15 protein-coding genes are annotated in these 17,571 nt (G+C 72.3%); 9 read left to right on the top strand and 6 right to left on the bottom strand.

The window, feature by feature from the left end; genetic code table 11:
* Positions 1–108: 108 nt before the first annotated feature.
* Positions 109–828, top strand: coding sequence for a CPBP family intramembrane glutamic endopeptidase (locus tag Cus16_RS09335; protein ID WP_141718903.1), 720 nt, complete (start codon positions 109–111; stop codon positions 826–828).
* Between the two features lie 27 nt (positions 829–855).
* Here the strand turns inward: Cus16_RS09335 and Cus16_RS09330 are convergent, their stop codons facing one another.
* Positions 856–1,806: a hypothetical protein gene (locus Cus16_RS09330; protein ID WP_069712394.1), complete on the bottom strand. Its 951-nt coding sequence runs from the start codon at positions 1,804–1,806 to the stop codon at positions 856–858.
* Between the two features lie 138 nt (positions 1,807–1,944).
* Between Cus16_RS09330 and Cus16_RS09325 the strand changes: the two genes are divergently transcribed.
* Positions 1,945–2,943, top strand: coding sequence for a nuclease-related domain-containing protein (locus tag Cus16_RS09325; protein ID WP_083263853.1), 999 nt, complete (start codon positions 1,945–1,947; stop codon positions 2,941–2,943).
* 35 nt (positions 2,944–2,978) lie between these two features.
* On the opposite strand, the gene Cus16_RS09320 is transcribed toward Cus16_RS09325, so the two are convergent.
* Positions 2,979–3,536 carry a hypothetical protein gene (locus Cus16_RS09320; RefSeq protein WP_069712392.1) on the bottom strand — a complete coding sequence of 186 codons (558 nt, stop codon included), beginning with the start codon at positions 3,534–3,536 and terminating at the stop codon, positions 2,979–2,981.
* Between the two features lie 2 nt (positions 3,537–3,538).
* A complete protein-coding gene (locus tag Cus16_RS09315; protein WP_069712391.1) occupies positions 3,539–4,843 on the bottom strand; it encodes an adenylosuccinate synthase in 1,305 nt (434 codons plus the stop codon).
* A 319-nt stretch (positions 4,844–5,162) separates the two neighbouring features.
* Between Cus16_RS09315 and Cus16_RS09310 the strand changes: the two genes are divergently transcribed.
* The 3 genes from Cus16_RS09310 to Cus16_RS09300 all read left to right on the top strand — a co-directional run bounded on the left by Cus16_RS09310 (position 5,163) and on the right by Cus16_RS09300 (position 7,756).
* Positions 5,163–6,509 (top strand): hypothetical protein, encoded by a 1,347-nt coding sequence (locus tag Cus16_RS09310; RefSeq protein ID WP_069712390.1) that lies wholly within the window; start codon positions 5,163–5,165, stop codon positions 6,507–6,509.
* A gap of 77 nt (positions 6,510–6,586) precedes the next feature.
* Positions 6,587–7,465: a L,D-transpeptidase gene (locus tag Cus16_RS09305; protein WP_069712389.1), complete on the top strand. Its 879-nt coding sequence runs from the start codon at positions 6,587–6,589 to the stop codon at positions 7,463–7,465.
* 117 nt (positions 7,466–7,582) lie between these two features.
* On the top strand, positions 7,583–7,756 hold the full coding sequence (locus Cus16_RS09300; RefSeq protein ID WP_069712388.1) for an Rv0909 family putative TA system antitoxin: 174 nt from the start codon (positions 7,583–7,585) through the stop codon (positions 7,754–7,756).
* 79 nt (positions 7,757–7,835) lie between these two features.
* On the opposite strand, the gene Cus16_RS16655 is transcribed toward Cus16_RS09300, so the two are convergent.
* A complete protein-coding gene (locus Cus16_RS16655) occupies positions 7,836–8,006 on the bottom strand; it encodes a hypothetical protein (RefSeq protein ID WP_189319565.1) in 171 nt (56 codons plus the stop codon).
* 132 nt (positions 8,007–8,138) lie between these two features.
* Positions 8,139–11,822, bottom strand: a complete 3,684-nt coding sequence (locus Cus16_RS09295; protein WP_141718901.1) for a S8 family serine peptidase — start codon at positions 11,820–11,822, stop codon at positions 8,139–8,141.
* A 148-nt stretch (positions 11,823–11,970) separates the two neighbouring features.
* Here Cus16_RS09295 and Cus16_RS09290 point away from each other — a divergent pair, with 148 nt between their 5' ends.
* The 4 genes from Cus16_RS09290 to Cus16_RS09275 all read left to right on the top strand — a co-directional run bounded on the left by Cus16_RS09290 (position 11,971) and on the right by Cus16_RS09275 (position 16,699).
* Positions 11,971–12,648, top strand: a complete 678-nt coding sequence (locus tag Cus16_RS09290) for a TetR/AcrR family transcriptional regulator (RefSeq protein WP_069712386.1) — start codon at positions 11,971–11,973, stop codon at positions 12,646–12,648.
* On the top strand, positions 12,645–13,352 hold the full coding sequence (locus Cus16_RS09285; protein WP_069712385.1) for a hypothetical protein: 708 nt from the start codon (positions 12,645–12,647) through the stop codon (positions 13,350–13,352). The genes Cus16_RS09290 and Cus16_RS09285 overlap by 4 nt, the downstream gene beginning before the upstream one ends.
* Positions 13,349–15,418 carry a YhgE/Pip domain-containing protein gene (locus Cus16_RS09280; RefSeq protein ID WP_069712384.1) on the top strand — a complete coding sequence of 690 codons (2,070 nt, stop codon included), beginning with the start codon at positions 13,349–13,351 and terminating at the stop codon, positions 15,416–15,418. Before Cus16_RS09285 ends, Cus16_RS09280 begins: the two co-directional genes overlap by 4 nt.
* A gap of 261 nt (positions 15,419–15,679) precedes the next feature.
* Complete coding sequence (locus Cus16_RS09275; RefSeq protein ID WP_069712383.1) at positions 15,680–16,699, top strand: LacI family DNA-binding transcriptional regulator; 1,020 nt, start codon at positions 15,680–15,682, stop codon at positions 16,697–16,699.
* A gap of 113 nt (positions 16,700–16,812) precedes the next feature.
* Here Cus16_RS09275 and Cus16_RS09270 read toward each other — a convergent pair whose 3' ends face one another.
* Entirely contained in the window at positions 16,813–17,493 is a 681-nt protein-coding gene (locus Cus16_RS09270; protein ID WP_411266608.1) for a TrmH family RNA methyltransferase, read from the bottom strand.
* Positions 17,494–17,571 lie beyond the last annotated feature (78 nt).

Here is a 17,571-nt window from a genome sequence, read left to right as displayed (position 1 = left end):
AGGTCTGCGGAGGTTGTCCCAGCAGACGGCATTCAAATAGTGCCACACGGATGAGTCTCGCTCGGGAGTTGTTCCCGATCCGTGACGGCCGTCCTCTACGCTCGCCCCATGACGACCCAGCCGGAAGCGGCCCCCGCCGAGCCGTCCACCGCTCGCCAGCGCGACCTCGTCGCCCTGCTCGCCGCCCTGGCGCTGGCGGTCGTGCTCGCCCGGATCGTGAGCACGCTGACGCTCCGCGGTGCGGTCCCGGGCCCCGTGCTGCAGGTGCTCGTGGGCGACGTCGCGGTGTGGGTACCGCTCGTGTTCGGCATCGTGTGGGTCGTCCGGCGGACGGGGCGCGACCTGTTCGGCCGGTTCCGCGTCGAGCTCGGCGACCTGGTGTTCGCGCTCGGGATCGTCATCCTGACCCGGGTGTTCGACGCGGTCCTCGCGCTGGCGTTCACGGGTACGACCGGGCTCGTCCCCCCGCCGTCACTCGGCACCCCGGACGTCGGACTGCTGCTCGTGTCGGCGGTCGGCATCGTAGTGGTCAGCCCCGTGCTCGAGGAAACGTTCTTCCGCGGGTTGTTCCAGCGCCTGCTCGCAACCGAGCTGACGCCGCGGACACGGTGGCTCGCGGTGCTCCTGACCGCGTTCCTGTTCGCACTGGCGCACCTGTTCCTCGGGTCGGCGACGACGACGCTCGGTGGGTTCCAGGTGTTCCTGACGACGTTCGTGCTCGGCGTGCTGACCGGCACCCTGGTCGCGATGACGAACCGGGTCGGTGGGGCGATCGTCGCGCACGTGCTGTTCAACCTGGTGGCGGTCGTCGCGACCTGGCCGCGCTGAGTCCGACGGGCCGCACGTGCCGGGCGGTCAGACGGCGGCCGGTCGACGGTGGCGCTGCGTCCACCAGCGCACGGCGACCGCGCCGACCACGCCGATGACGACCGCGACCACCACCGGCAGCAGGGTCGCGCCGGCCGGTCCCATCGCCATGACGAAGACGGTCGCGCCCGCCGAGACCATCTCGACCGGGTAGGGAAGGAGGACGCGCGAGCCGAGCGCGTAGGACACGGCGGTGACGAGGGCCGCCCCCGTCCACAGGATCCCGAGAGCGATCACCGCGCCGATCCCCTGCCCGATCGTCCGGAGCCCGGTCCACGCGATCGCCGCTCCGACCGCCACGGCAGGGAGCCACCGCAGCACCGCGAGCACCGGGGCCGCGCCCTCACCGCCGGCCTCCACGGGCGGCACCACGAGTGCATCGGCCCAGACGCCGAGCGCGACGGCGGCGAGCGCGAGCGCGACGAGTGCGCCGGCCGGCGCGGCCCGGGCGACCAGCGCGGCCGTCACCGCCGCGACCGCGACGCAGACGAGCGACCCGACTGTGAGCGCCACGACGTACAGCTGCGACGCGCTGATCTCTCCACCCGTGCCGGCCGTCCCGTCCATGCGCATCCCGGCTCCCGTGACGACCGCGGTCTCGACGACGGCGACGACCTGCAGCCCGACGAGCCCGCCGAGCGCGGCGAGCGACCCGCTCCGGCCGAGGACCCCGCGCCCGCGCAGCACCCGGACGACGATGCCGGTGACGGCGCCGCCGACGAGCAGCACGGCGGCGATCGTCGTCACCGCGTACTGGCTGAAGGGCAGCAGGGCGATCGGCATGTCCGACGGGTCGGTGGTCGGCGTCGCCCAGGTGTTCTGCAGCGGCAGTCGCATCCCGGTGACGATCCACGGCAGCAGGCCGACGACGGCGGAGCCGACACCCGCTCCGGTTCCGATGACGACCTGCTGCGCGCTGCTGCGCTCTCCCCCGTGCATCCGGACACCGTACCGACCGGGACCCGTCCGCTCCGGCCCACCACCGCCCGGTGTGCCGGAGGGCACATCCCGGTCCGGTCCTCGGGACGCGCCGCGGCCCCGCGGCCGACTCCGCCGTCCCTGTGGTGAGGTGATGGCATGACCAGCGATCTCGTACCGTGGTTGGTCGCCGGGGGGCTCGCGGTCGTCGTGGTCGTCCTGGTGATCGTCATGCGGCGGAACCAGTCCTCGAGCCGTACCGCCCTCGCCGACGCCGAGGCCCGGTCGGACCACCGGATCGGCACGCTCGAACGGGAGCAGCGCGAGCGCACCGCAGCCACCGAGGCCGAGCACGCACGTCGACTCGCCGACGCGGACGCCGCACAGCAGCAGGCCCGCACCGAGGCCGAGCACGCACGCGACCTCGCCCGGACGGGCATGCGCTGGGAGGAGGCCTCGCAGCGCACCATCCTGGCGGCCTGCAAGGCGGCCGACGTCAACGGTGCGCTCTGCACCAACGTCGTCTTCGTCCCGGTGGCCCAGGGCGAGCGAGCGCACGACCGCAGCTTCGCGGCACAGGTCGACCACGTGCTCGTGCTCGAGTCCGGGCACGTCCTCGTCATCGAGAACAAGCGGTGGAACGGCATCGTGTTCGACGGCCGGAAGCCGAGCTCGGTGCACCACGCCTTCCGGAACCTGCTCGACGAGTCGTCGCTGACCGGGTCCTTCGCGATCCAGGTCCGGAGCCGGCGCGTGCTCGACACCGCGGACGAGGTCGAGCACTGGTGGCAGGTGCGGGTGCAGGCCGGCGGCACCGCCCCGACCCGGCAGGTGCGGCAGCAGGCTCGCCGGCTGCAGCGCTTCCTGACCGACGCGGACGGCAACGGCCCGCAGTGGATCGACTCGTGCGTGTTCTACTCGGGCGACGCCGCCGCGTACGTGAACCCCGAGGACCGCAGTTCGAGCACGACCCCGACCGGCCGCTCGGCCACGACCGCGGTGGTCACGGACGAGAACGAGCTCCGCGTCCTCGTGACGGACCTGGCGCGGAAGCACGCCGTGCCGAACCGGGCGCGCACCGACGCGGTCGTGCGGAAGCTGGCGGGCCAGGGCGCGCACACGATCACGATCGGCACGTACCGGTTGCCCGAGGCCTGACCGGCTCGGGCGCGCCCGGGCGCGCTCGGACGCGCTCAGCGCAGGGCGCGCAGCGCGTCCGCGATCGGGGTGAGCGCCGCGTCGATCTCGTCGGCGACCCGCACGTGCGTGGAGTCCGACCGACGGTAGGGATCGTCCACGTCGTCGTCCGCCGGGTCAGCGGGCGGCGGCACCGTGCCCCGCAGGCGGGCGACCCGCTCCACGAGGTCCTGCGCCGTCTCGATCCCGGCGAGGTCGCCCGGCTCGAGCCCGTCGAGCACCCGCGCGAACTGCTTGATCGTGAACGCCCGCTTGGCGGCCCGCGGCGCGAGCGACACGACCGCAGCCCGGTGCGAGCGCTCCGCCGTCAGCACGAGGTCGGCGGACGCGGCGATCTGCTCGGTCAGGTACCGCGACCGGTGCGCGGAGGGGTCGCCCCCGAGGCGCGAGGACTGCGCGGCCGCGGTGTCGTCCATCGCCGCACCGTCGTCGGCGATGGTGCCGGCCGACTCGACGACGAAGGCCGACGCGTCGGAGCCGAGCCGGGCCTCCAGGACCTGCGCGCCGAGCGGTGACCGGCAGATGTTGCCGCTGCAGACGAAGAGGATCCGCATGCTCACGCAGCGGCCTCGCCGGTGCCGAGCAGGTCGTGCCGGACGACGATCGCGTCACGGCCGGGGCCGACGCCGATGGCCGAGATGCGGGCACCGGACATCGCCTCGATCGCCAGGACGTAGTCCTGCGCGTTCTTCGGCAGGTCGTCGAACGAGCGGGCGCCGGTGATGTCCTCGGTCCAGCCGGGGAACTCCTCGTAGATCGGCTTCGCGTGGTGGAAGTCCGACTGGTTGACCGGGACCTCGTCCACGCGGACGCCGTCGACCTCGTACGCGACGCAGACCGGGATGGTCTCGAGGCCCGTCAGGACGTCGAGCTTCGTGAGCACGAAGTCGGTCACGCCGTTGATGCGTGCGGTGTAGCGGGCGATCGGGGCGTCGTACCAGCCGCAGCGACGCGGGCGACCGGTCGTGGTGCCGAACTCGAAGCCGTTGGCGCGGAGGAACTCCCCCGACTCGTCGAACAGCTCAGTCGGGAACGGACCGGCGCCGACGCGGGTCGTGTACGCCTTGACGATGCCGATGATGCGCTCGAGCTTGCCCGGGCCGATGCCGGAGCCGGTGGCCGCGCCGCCGGCCGTTGCGGACGAGGACGTCACGAACGGGTAGGTGCCGTGGTCGACGTCGAGCATCGTGGCCTGTCCGGCCTCGAACAGGACGGTCTCGCCCCGCTCGAGCGCCCGGTGGATCTCGAGCGCCGTGTCGGCGACCATCGGACGCAGGCGGTCGGCGTAGGACAGCAGCGACTCGACGACCTCGTCGACGTCGATCGCGCGACGGTTGAACACCTTCACGAGCAGGTGGTTCTTCTGGTCGAGCGCGGCCTCGACCTTCTGCCGCAGGATGTTCTCGTCGAAGATGTCCTGGATGCGGATGCCGACGCGGTTGATCTTGTCGGCGTAGCTCGGTCCGATGCCGCGACCGGTGGTGCCGATCTGGCGCTTGCCGAGGAACCGCTCGGTCACCTTGTCGATGGTGCGGTGGTAGTGCGTGATGACGTGCGCGTTCGCGGACACCAGCAGCTTCGAGACGTCGACACCGCGGGCACGGAGGGCGTCGAGCTCGTGGAACAGGACCTCGAGGTCGACGACGACGCCGTTGCCGATGATCGGGGTCACGCCGGGCGTCAGGATGCCGGACGGCAGCAGGTGCAATGCGTACTTCTCGCCGCCGACGACGACGGTGTGACCGGCGTTGTTGCCGCCGTTGAACTTCACGACGTAGTCGATGCGCGAGCCGAGGAGGTCGGTCGCCTTCCCCTTGCCCTCGTCACCCCACTGGGCACCGATGATGACTGCTGCGGGCATGGAGGTTCTCCTCACGTTGGCGGAGGACCGCACCGGCGGGCTGGGCCGATGGTCCACCCGAGTCTATCGGACGGTCACCCCGACGGGGCGGCGGGGGACGTTCCTGTGGAATCGCCGGTGCCGGGGGACAACTGCTCGGTTCCAGTGTCGAACGATCTTCACGAAGACGTACGCTGCACCGGTGCGGTTCCCTGACCGCACATCCGGGTTCCCTGCCCGGTCCTGCGTCCGTGAGATCCACGGACCGCGTCCGTCGTCGTGCGCGCACGTCGACCGCATCCGAGACGTGCCCTCATGCAGCACGAGATTGAGTTCGACGATGAACAAGGCTCTCTGGAGCAAGAAGGCGCTCGCCCTGCCGGCGTGCGCAGCCATCCTGGTCGGGGGCATCACCCTGACCGCAGCCCCGGCCAACGCCGACCCGGCAGACCTGTCGATCACCGGTCAGACGGTCTCCGGCCGTGTGCTGACGGTGTCGGGCACCGGTACGCCCGGTGAGTACATCCAGCTCGACGAGGACTTCCGCGGCACCCGGCAGATCATCGCCGACAGCGGCAAGTGGACCATCACCTACACGATCCCCGGTACCGGCTACGAGTCGAACACCTACACGATCGAGCAGCTCCGCACGGGCGGCTTCGCCCAGGACGGCTCCAAGCAGTTCACCGCCGCTGCACAGGCACCGCAGGCCGACTTCGCCGTCACCAGCCCCGCCAACAACTCCGACGTCTCGTCGCGCACCGTCACCTTCACCGGCACCGGCCGTCAGGGCGACACGATCAACCTCCTCGACACCCAGGACAACCGGCTGACCGGCCCCGTGGTCGTGGGCGCGGACCAGACCTGGTCCGCCACGATCACGTTCCCGAACACCGCGGCGCGCTCGCAGGCCGTCCGCGTCACCGACGTCCGCGGCGCCAGCGGTGCCGGCGACACGACGGTGAACATCACGCTCCCGGCGGTCGCCCCGGCGGACCAGTTCTCGCTGACCAGCCCGAAGAGCGGCTCGACCGTCGACTCGCGCACGGTCACGTTCACCGGCACCGGCACCCCCGGCGACCTGGTGAACACGCTGGACGCCGACGGCAACCGGGTCGCCCCGCAGGTCCTCGTCGCCGCCGACGGCACCTGGACCACCACGGGCACCTTCAGCCAGTCCGCCGCGGTCGTGCAGAACCTCTCGGTCAACCAGATCGGTGGCGCGCAGGGCCAGGGCCAGGGCCAGGTCGACTTCACGATCAACTTCCCCGCAGCGGAGACCACCCCGGTCGCCACCCCGCTGACCCTGGTCACGCCGAAGGACGGCTCGACGGTCGACTCCCGCACCGTGACCTTCTCGGGCAAGGGCACCCCCGGTGACGCGATCGCCGTCGTGAACGCCGAGGGTGACGTCGTCGCACCGGCGACCATCGTCGAGGCGGACGGCACGTGGACCACCACGGGCACGTTCTCCGACTCGGCCGCGCGGACGCAGGACCTGACCGTGGGCGAGGTGGACAGCGACCTCACCGTCGTCGACACGATCGACTTCACGATCACGCTCCCGGCCGTGAGCACCGGCACCGGCACCACCACCCCGGGTGCGGGCACGGGCACCACCACCCCGGGTGCGGCCACCGGCGCGGGCGCCCGTCCGACCGGTAGCCTCCCGGTCGTGGCCGGCTAGTCGTCACACCAGATCAGCAGGCGGGGGCACGACCATCGGTCGTGCCCCCGCCCCTGTTCCACCGGAGGAACCCCCGCATGACCCGCACCCGCACCATCCGGGCGACGAGCACCACGCTCGCTGCCGCGCTGCTCCTGAGCCTCGGGCTCACCGCCTGCACGGCACAGGACACCACGACGAGCACGAAGCCCTCGGCATCGTCGTCCGCCACGGCCACGGCCGTCCCGTACGCAGCCCCGAGCGCCGCCCAGGTCGCGATCCTGCCCGAGGCCCGGTACAACGCCGTCATCGGCGGCCTGCTCCCCTACTACGGGTCGACCGTCCCGAAGGTGGCCGACGAGTCGTACACGATCAGCGCCGACGCGCCCCTCTACGGCGACGACCGCTCGAAGCCGGTCGCACGGCTCGCGGCGAAGAACTTCCTGGACCAGCCCACGGTCGTCGTCCCGGTGCAGGTCTCCGGCGACTGGGCGATGGTCCTGACACCCGCGCGACAGGCGCTGCCCTCGGCCACGAAGGGCGGTGCCGCCGCACAGAGCGCCGCGTGGATCCGCCGTGACCTGCTGCGGAAGAGCGGCGCGCTGTCGGACCACGTCGTGATCGCGGTGGGCAAGCAGACGGTCTCGATCGTCGGCGCGGACGGCAAGACCGTGCACGAGTTCCCCGCGGGCGTCGGCGCCGGTGGCACCCCGACCCCGACCGGCGTGATCGGCTACATCCAGGCCCGCTACCTCGACCCGGCGCAGGACCAGACGGTGCACCCGATCCAGTTGACGACGCTGCACTCGGCCGCCGCGGACGAACCCTACGGCGGGAAGGACGGCGGCCTGATCGGCGTCCACTACCAGTCGGTCGCGCGCGGGGCGGTGTCGCACGGGTGCGTCCGGCTCGACGGCGACGCGGTCGACGCGGTGAACGCCCTGCCGCTCGGCACCGTCGTGCAGATCGTCGCCTGACGCGTCCGCCCCGCGGCCCGGCAACGCCTGGCCCGGGAACGCCCGGCCTGGGAACGCACGCGGCGCGGACGGCGCAGGGTCGGACGTGCCACATCCGACGAGAGCAAGGAGCACCACATGAGTGACCTCGGCGACAAGGCCAAGGACTTCGCGGACAGCGACAAGGGCGAGCAGGCCACCGACGCCGGCCTCGGCAAGGCCGCGGACGCGGCCGACAAGGCCACGGGCGGCGGCCACGGCGACCAGATCGACAAGGCCGAACAGGCCGCGGACGACAAGATCGGCCAGTAGTCCGCACCACGGAACGGACGGGAGGCGCGGTGCCAGCTGGCACCGCGCCTCCCGTCCGTCGTGTGGTGGCGTTCCGTGGTCAGCCGCGGAAGAAGTCCTGGTACGAGGGATCGCCGACGATCGGCGAGTGGCCCGGCTGGGCGAGGCGTTCCTCGACCATGGCCTGGAGGGCGTCCGGCGGGGTGAGCCCTCGGCGCCGCCACTCCATCGGGTTGGCCCGGAGCTGCATCAGGGTGCTCTGCGTTCGCATGTCGCAATGCTCGCACCCACTGCCTAGTTTGCCTAACTACATGTCCCCTTGACGCACACCGCTCGCCGGTCCGCGCACCGGACACGACGAGAGCGGGCGGCCCGCGAAGGACCGCCCGCTCCCGTGGTGGTGCTACTTGGTGATCTTCGCGGACTCCGGCGAGGTGATCGAGGTGCTCTCGTACCCCGACTTCTTGCCGGTCACGACGACGGACAGCCGGTCTCCGATGTCCGCCTTCGACGTCTTGTAGGTCGACGCCTTCGCACCGGTGGCCTTGCCGTCACGGAGCCACTGGTACGAGAACGTGATGCCGTCCGCGTTCCAGGTGCCCGTGTGCGACCGCATGGTCGTCCCGACCTTGACCGTGCCGGTCACCGCGACGCGACCCGACACCAGCGCGAGCTTCGGGGTCACCGAGGTCGTGCTGAGCACGTCCGCCTGGTCGCCCGGGGCGTTGTGCAGGTGCAGGAGGAGGACCTTCGCGGCCGTCGAGGTCGCCGAGGATCGGATGACCTTGATCGCCGTGTCCGGGTAGGTCAGGGTCGACGCTCCGTTCTGCGTGAAGGACACCGCGGGCTGGAAGGCGTTGAACGTCGCCGTCTTCGTGTCGTCCACCACCGAGGAGGCGGCGGTCGGCAGCGTCGGCGAGTAGGCCGACTCGGTCACGACCGCGTAGTCGAAGACGCCCGAGGTCGACTTCGCCGTGTACCCGAGGGCACCGAGCGAGACCGGGAGCACCTTGACGGTGGAGTCGAAGGTGTTCGTGTCGACACCGGCGGCGGCGCCACCGAGGAGCTGCGTGTCGACGACCTGCTTCTTCGGGTCCTCCTGGTGCAGGTCGATCGTGCGGACGAGGGTCACGTCGGCGGTCGTCGACTTGACGTCGTACGTCAGGAAGTCGGGGTCGCCGTCACGGTTCGTGTCGATGACCACCTCGACGTTGTTGGAGACGCCGGGGTTCGCGTCCGGGCCGTCCGTCTGGACACCGAAGGACACGAGGCCCTTCGACTTGTCCTTCAGGCCGAGCGCCGTGGAGTTCGCCCCGAAGGCACGGATGTCCGCGCCCGCCAGGGTCTGCTTCGCGGTGCCGTCCGGGAACGACTCCTTCGGGTCGGTGCCGCCGAGCTGGAACGGTGCGACGAGCGCCTGGTACCCGGTCGAGCCGGTCCCCTGCGAGACGCCGGTTCCCTCGGGCGTGATCGTGGCCGTGCGGGCCTTGCCGTTGAAGACGACGTCGTCGGCGTGCAGCGTGCTGACCGGCTCCGGTGCGGCGTACACGCCGAGTCGGAGCGGCGAGACGCTCTCGGTGGCCGGGGTGAAGGTGACCAGACCGGTGGCGGCCGGCACGAACTCACGCTGCGTGCCGCCCTCGACCGCGGCCTGCGTCGGGTCGATGACCTTCCGGAGGAGCGTCGGGTCACTGATCGTCATGGTGACGGTGACCGTGGCGGTCCCGCCGGCCGGAACGGTGACGGTGTCCGAGCTGAGGCTGAACACGACACCCGGCTGGGCGATCCGCGACTCGTACGCCACCTCGTAGGTCTGCGTCTGCGCCGTGGTGTTGCGCACCAGGAGCGTGCGCTTCTCGGTGGTCGGGGCGCTGACCTCGACGACACCGAACGAGGCGGTGACGAGCTGATCGTTCTCCTGGCTGCGGACGGTGGTGCCGTCCTGCACGGCCTGCAGGGCGTCGACACGGCCGGTGCCCTGTCGGAGCTGCGTCGCCAGCTGGTCGCTGCCGGCCTTCTGGCGCACGTCGTGCGTGGCCGTGTTCATGAGCAGGGCCTTGATCTCCGGCGCGCTCCAACCCGGGTGGGTCTCGAACGCCAGGGCGGCGATGCCCGCGGTGTGCGGGGTGGCCATCGACGTGCCGCTGAGCGACAGGCGACCGTTGCCGGTGCCGTTGTAGGCGGAGATGACGTTGACGCCCGGTGCCGCGATGTCCGGCTTGACGATGTCGCCGTACGAGCCGTGGTCGCCGCGGCTGGTGAACGACGCCAGGGTGTTCGTGGTCTCGGCGTCCGTCGCGAGCTCGACGCCCTTCAGCTCGTTCGCGAACCGCACGTGCAGGGTCCCGGCGGTCGCAGCGGCCTGGAGGCCCGCCACGCTGTCACGGGTCAGCTCGGCTCCCGGGATGGCCGCGTTCCCCGCGATGCCGGAGCTGAACGTGTTGACCGTGCCCGCGAGGAGCACACCGGTGCCGCCGGCGGCGGCGACGTTGCCGAAGCGGACACCGGAGCCGCACTCGAGCGCGGCGTCCGTCCACTTCAGCCAGACGACCTTGCCCTTGACGGCGGCGGCCTCGGCGCCGGTGAACGGCGTGCAGCCGTCGACGTCGACGGTCGGCACGAACACGTCGCCCTCGACCGGCAGGGTGCCCGTGTAGCTCTGCGAGTACTGCGCGCGCCAGTTCTTCGCGACGTCCGCCGGGGCGGTCGCCTCGACGGCGTCGAACAGGCTCTGACCGGTCGAGGCGGCGGCGACGGTGAGGGCGCCCTCCGCGTTGCCCGGCGAGCCACCGACGTCGGTGAAGTCGTCGGCGTTGCCCGCGGCGATCACCGGGAGCACCCCGCGCGCCGTGAGCGCGTCGATCTTCGCGTTGTCGGGGTCGTCGGCCGCACCGTAGTCGGAGCCGAGCGACAGGTTGATGACGTTGATGCTCCTGCCCTCGGTCAGGGACTGCCCGACCCAGTCGAGCGCGGCGCCGGTCAGGTCGGTCGAGCCGCCGCCGTCACCGAACACCTTGAGGGCGTAGAGCCCGGCCTGCGGGGCGCTGCCCGGGCCGACCCACATGTCCTGGACCTGCTGCGGGGTGAGCTTGGTGTAGTCGCCGCGGAAGGTGCTCTTGTCGGCGTTCAGGCCGAACCCGGCGGCGGTGCCGGCCACGTGCGTGCCGTGGTCGCCGCCCTTGCCGTCGATCGGGTTGGCGTCCGGCTCGGGGACGGGCTGGTACGTGTCCGGGTCGCTCGGGTCCGCGTTGTACGTGGGACCGGCGAAGTCGTAGCCGCCGAGGAACTTCGACGGGTCGTACGAGCCCGCGGTCGGGGTCCCGGTGCTGGCGAGGGCCTCCTGGTACGCGGACGTGGTGCCCGGGCCGCCGAAGTCGGCCTGCGTGTAGTCGAGGCCGGTGTCGATGACGGCGACGTTGATGCCCTTGCCGGTGTGCCCGGTCTGGGTCCAGGCGTCGTAGGCCTTGGTGTAGAGGTCGCTCGCGGCGTTCTTCGGCGCGACGCCGTCGGCGCCCGCCTTCGCCAGGCTGGGGTCGACGCCGGAGGGGGCCGCGTCGGCCGAGGCGTTCCGCTGCGGCTCGACGACCTTCTTCGGTCGGAGCGGCACGATGCTCTCGACGTCCGAGCGCTTCGCGATCTCGGCGAACGCCGCGGCGTCGGCGACGACCGCGACGCCGGGGACGGTGTACTCGGTCGCGTAGAGCTCGGCAGCCCTGCCGTCGACGCCCTTGACGGCGTTCAGGACCTTCGCGTTGGTCGAGCGGATCGTCGCGATCCGGCTCTTCGCGGCCGACGAGGGCGCCTTCGAGCGGTTGAGGTTCCCGCCCTTCGCCTGCGCGTCCACCTCGAGCGCGCCGGCACCGGTCGTCCGGACGAAGGCGCTGACCTTCTTGTCCGGCGAGGCCTGCCGCAACGATGCGGAGAGCTTCGAGTCGGCCGAGGCCGAGGTGCTCGCGGGTGCTGCGGAGGCGGTGCCGCCGACGGCGAGTCCGCCGCAGGCGAGGGCTGCGACGGCGACGATCGAGGTCAGCACGCGCTGGGCGCGGTACCGACGTGGTGGGTTGTTGGGCGGTGTTGCACGGGTCACGCAGCACACTCCTGGCTCGGTCAGACTTCCGGTGAAGTTCTGATGAAGCTATGTGGTCCTTCTCAGGGCACGTAGTCGGCACTTCTGCGGACAGACAGCCTTGACGCCCGATCTTGCACAGTGGTGTGCAAGTTATTACGATGGTGGCGTGAGCAACTTTGCACCCCCCGTCCGAGCGCCACGACGGGACGCCACCGCCAACCGCGCCGCGCTCGTCGAGGCCGCGAAGACCCTCCTGCAGCGTGACCAGGACGCCTCGCTCGAGGCGATCGCCGCCGCCGCGGGGCTCTCGCGGCGTGCGGTCTACGGACATTTCCCCTCCCGCGACGACCTCGTGCGCGAGGTCGTGACCGCCGGAGCGCAGCGGATCCTCGGCGCGATGCCGAGCACCGCGGACCTCGTCGACCTGCCGCCGGCCTCGCGGCTCGCCGTCATCGCGGTGACGCTGTGGTCGGAGGTCACGCACGTCCGCTCCATGGCGCGGATCGCGGTGCACGAGCCGTTCGTCGCCACCGTCGCCGCCGTGTTCGAACCCCTGCGCGCCCAGGTGCGCGAGGCGTGCGCGCTCGGGATCGCCGACGGGTCGATGCGCGACGACGTCGACGCGGCGACGCTCGGGCGGCTCGTCGAGGGTGCGTGCCTGGCCGTGCTCGACGAGGCGACCCGCTCCGGCACGCCCGACGACGCCGGCCACCGCATGGTCGTCGTGTCCGCACTCGGCATGGCCGGCGTGGACTGGCGGACGGCACTGCTCGCCGAGCCCACCGTCACCACCACCGACAGCGCTCCCGCGGCGCACCGCACCGGACCGGAGGACCGCGCGTGACCCTCGAACTCGACCACGTCGGCATCGGCGAGGAGCCCGGCGCCGCGCTGCCCGTCGTCTCCGCCGTCGCCGCACCGGGCCACCCGGGCGTCGTCGCCGTGGAGACCGAGCAGGCACCGGTGCTCGCGTCGCTCGTCGCCGGCGGCCGCATGCGGCCCGACACCGGACGGGTGCTGCTCGACGGGCACGAGGACGCCGCTGCGGTCCGCGCGGCCGTCGCGCTCGTGGACACCCCCGGCGTCGCCGAGCCGTTCCCGGTGACGACCCTGCGACGCATCGTGCGCGAGGAGCTCGCGTTCGCCTCGCGGCGGCCCTCCCGTGCCCACGTCGACACCGTGCTCGACGAGCTCGGTCTCCGGCAGTGGGCCGACACCGCCGTGCAGCGGGTCCCGACCGACGTGCGGGTCCGACTGCTCGTGGAGCTCGCGCTGCTGCGGGACGGGGTCACGGGTGTCGTGCTCACCTCGCCCGAGCGGCACGGGGGCGCCGTGGGCGACTGGTTCGCGGTGGTGCGCGAGGTCGCTCGACGCGGGGTCACCGTCGTCCTGGTGACGTCGAAGGCCGCCGCCGAGACCGTCGAGCAGCTGCTCGACACCATCCAGACCGAAGGTCCCGAGGACGTGACCCGGACGGACGGCGGCGACCCGCGCCTCCCGTCCGACCCCGAAGCACCAGCAACCGTCCCGACGGAGGCACCCGCATGACCGTCCCCTCGCTCGTCCGCGCCGAACTGGCGCGCCTCACCGCCACGCCGCTCGCCCGGCTGGCGTTCATCGCCCTCATGATCGTGCCGCTGCTCTACGGCGGCGCGTACCTCTGGGCGAACCGCGACCCGTACGCCAAGCTCGACCAGGTGCCCGCGGCGATCGTCGACCAGGACGCCGGCGCGACGCTCGACGGCGACCGGGTCGACTACGGCAAGGACGTCGCGAAGGAGGCGATCGACGGCGGCGACTTCGCGTGGAAGGAGACGACCGCGGCCGACGCGCGCTCCGGCGTCCGGAACGGCACCTACGACTTCGTCGTGACCATCCCGCACGACTTCTCCGAGTCGCTCGTGTCGGCGCAGTCGGACGACCCGAAGCGCGCCGAACTCGTCATGACGACCGCGGACACCAACTCGTACCTGGCGTCGACGATCGCCGAGCAGGCGGGCAAGACCATGCGGACGGCCGTGGCCGAGCGGGTCGGCAAGCAGGCCGCCTCGACGCTGCTCCTCGGGCTCGCCGACGTGCGGGACAGCCTCGGCGACGCCGTCGACGGGGCCGGACAGCTGGCGTCGGGGGCGACCTCGGCCGCGGACGGTGCAGCATCGCTCGCCGACGGCACCGCGAAGCTGTCCGCCGGGGCGTCGAAGCTCGCATCGGGTACGGCGTCGCTGCCGTCGCAGACCGCGCAGCTCGACAGCGGCGCGCAGCAGGTGGCGTCCGGGGCGTCGACCCTGGCATCCGGGCTGCAGTCGGCGGAGCAGCAGACGGCGGCGTTGCCGGAGCAGACGGCGCAGCTGGCTGACGGTGCATCGCGAGTGGCCGCGGGCAACGCCACGATCGCGGGCATCGTCGACTCGGCGAACCAGCAGGCATCGGCCGTGCAGCCGATCGACGCTGCCGCCCTGCTCGCACAGATCCAGGCAAACCTGCCCGAGGGCGTCACCCTGACGCAGGAACAGCAGGACGCCATCACGGCCGAGGTCGGCAAGGCCAACGCGCTCGGTGCACAGACGAAGGCCACGCTGGGCGACGCGCAGACGAAGGTCGACGAACTCGCCACCGGGTCGCAGCAGGTCTCCGACGGTGCAGCGCAGCTCGCCTCAGCAGCGCCGACGCTGTCGAACGGCATCGCGTCGGCGTCCACCGGGGCGTCGAAGCTGGCCTCGGGCTCGTCGCAGGTTGCGGCCGGCACGTCGAAGCTCGCCGCGGCAGCGCCCACGCTGTCCTCCGGCGCCGCGTCCCTCGCGGACGGGTCGGCGTCGGCGGCGTCGGGGGCGGCCCGGCTGTCGACCGGGCTCGACAAGGTGGAGGACGGGTCGAAGCAGCTCGCGACGAAGCTCGACCAGGGCCGCACGAAGATCCCGGCGTCCACCGCGTCGCAGCGGAACGACCAGGCGTCCGTCATCTCCGACCCGGTGAAGGTCGGCGACGACAACATCGCCGCGGCCTCGAACTACGGGGCGGGCCTCGCGCCGTTCTTCATCTCGCTGGCGGCCTGGATCGGCATGTACGCGCTGTTCCTCATCCTCAAGCCGATCTCGAAGCGCGCGATCACCGCAGTGCGGAAGCCGCTCCGCGTGGTGCTCGGCGGCTGGCTGACGCCCGCACTGCTCGGGGTCGTGCAGATGGCGGCGCTGTTCCTGATCGTGCGGTTCGCGCTCGACCTCGACGTCGTGCACGCCGGCTCGACGGTGGCGGTGATGGTGCTGGCGTCGGCGACCTTCGCGGCGATCATCATGGCCCTCAACGTGCTGCTCGGGTCGGTCGGGCAGTTCCTCGGCCTGGTGCTCATGCTCGTGCAGCTCGTCACCGCCGGCGGCACCTTCCCGTGGCAGACGCTGCCGGGGCCGTTGGCGGCGCTGCACTTCGCGCTCCCGATGACGTACTCGGTCGACGCCCTGCGGCAGACGATGTACGGCGGGTCGTTCGCGGCGGTGTGGTCGGACGCCGGGGTGCTCGCGTGCTGGCTGCTCGGCGCGCTGCTCGTGTCGTACGTCGTCACGTCGCGGCAGACCCGCTCGCGGACGCTGCGCGACCTGCGGCCGAGCCTGATCGGGTAGGGCGGGGCGCGCGGGCGGCCGGCGGCGGGGCGGCGCGGCGGCGGGTCGGGCGGCGCGGCGGGCGGCGCGGCGGGCGCATCGAACCACGGATCCGACATGGAACCAGCACCACGAGCTGGTTCGACGTCGGATCCGTGGTTCGGAGCCGCACGGCCGCCGCGCCGCCAGCACCACCGCCGAACCACCGCCGCGCCACCGCCGACGCGACCGCCAGGCGCGCCGACTACGATCGACGTACGCCACGACAGGTCGAGGGAGATCATGGGGAACGGCACGCCCGCCACCGCCGACGGCAAGCCCGCGACCATCTACGACGTCGCCGCCCGCGCCGGGGTGTCGAAGTCCCTCGTCTCCCTCGTGCTCCAACGCTCGCCCAAGGTCAGCGAGCAGCGCCGCGAGGCCGTCCTCCGCGCCATCCAGGAGCTCGACTACCGCCCCTCGACCGCGGCCGTCTCCCTGGCCGGCACCCGCAGCCGCACGATCGGCGTCGTGCTCGACGACTTCCGCAACCAGTGGTTCGTCGACCTGCTGACCGGCCTCCGCGAGGCGCTGCAGGACCAGGGCCACCGCCTCGTCGTCGCCGACCGGTTCCTCAACACCGGCCTCGACGCCTCCCCCGTCGAGGGCTTCCTGTCCATGCGCGTCGAGGGCATCGTCATCGCCGGCGAACCCGACACCGACCTCGCGATCCCGGCGAGCATGCCCGTCGTCGTCGCGGGCGGGCGCGCCGTGCTCCCCCGTGCCGACACTGTCGCCAACGACGACCGTGCCGGTGGCCGGATGGCGGCCGAGCACCTGCTCGCGCTCGGGCACACCCGCATCGGCTTCGTGGGCGGGCGCTCGGCGGCGTCCGCGGAACGACTCGCCGGCCTGGAGGCACGGGTCGCCTCCGCCCCGTCGCCCGCCTCGCTCGTCACCCACGTCATGCCCGTGGAGCCCACCGAGGAGGCCGGTGCCGAGGCCGTCGGGCACCTGCTCGACGCCCACCCCGACGTGACGGCGGTGTTCGCCGCGAACGACGTCATGGCGCTCGGCGCGATGTCCGGCCTCGCCGCACGGGGGCTGCGCATCCCCGAGGACGTCTCGGTGATGGGCTACGACGACACCCCGCTCGCCGCGTCGTCGTACGTGGGGCTGACGAGCATCGACGACCGCAGTGTCGACATCGGCCGCGGCGCCGGCGAGCGGCTGCTCGCTCGCATCGCAGATCCGTCGGCTCCGGCCCACGAAACCCTGGTCGAACCGCGGCTCGTGACCCGACGGACGACCGTCCCACGCTGACCCGCACCCCGCGGCGCCCGCGAGGCTCGCGCTGCCGGACAGTTTCGCGGCTGGAATGCCGCGAATCCGTCCGCGGAGCCGAGGCTCGCGCCCGCACGACCACCCCGGCGGGCTCAGTCGGCCGGCAGCTCCGCGTGCTGCACGACCCACGCGTGCATGACGATCGCCGCGGCGGCCGACGCGTTGATGCTCCGCGTCGACCCGAACTGCGTGATCTCGAGGTGCGCGTCCGCGCCGGCGACGGCCTCGTCGGTGAGTCCGGGTCCCTCCTGCCCGAACAGGAACACGCACCGCTCCGGGATCGCCGCGGTCTCGATCCGCTCGGCGCCCGGGGTGTTGTCGACCGCGACGACCGGCCGGCCGTCCTCCCGCATGGCCGCGAGGAACGCGGCGACGTCGGGGTGGTACCGGACGTGCTGGTAGCGGTCGGTGACCATCGCCCCGCGCTTGTTCCACCGCCGCCGACCGATCACGTGCACCGTCCCCGCGAGGAAGGCGTTGGCGCTCCGCACGATCGACCCGATGTTCAGGTCGTGTTGCCAGTTCTCGATCGCGACGTCGAAGGAGTGCCGGCGGGTGTCGAGCTCGGCGACGATCGCGTCCATCGACCAGTACCGGAACCGGTCGACGACGTTGCGGGTGTCCCCGGCCGCGAGGAGCTCGGGATCCAGCCGCGGGTCGTCCGGCCACGGCTCGGGGTGCGGTCCGACGCCGTTCGTGGTGGTCTCGTGCGTCGGCGGCAGGACCGGAGCGGGACGGTCCGGCTGCGCCGGCGCGGTGCCGGGCTCGGCCACCGGTCGGGCCGCGTCCGGTCCCGACGGCTCGGCCACGGGGTCGGACGGGAGGCGCTCGGTCACGTGACCAGCGTAGGG

It is taken from the genome of Curtobacterium sp. ER1/6 (genome assembly GCF_001742745.1).
Taxonomy (GTDB): Bacteria; Actinomycetota; Actinomycetes; order Actinomycetales; family Microbacteriaceae; genus Curtobacterium; species Curtobacterium citri.
Note: the sequence above shows the minus strand (reverse complement) of the source record. Positions and strands in the feature narration are given on the sequence as shown.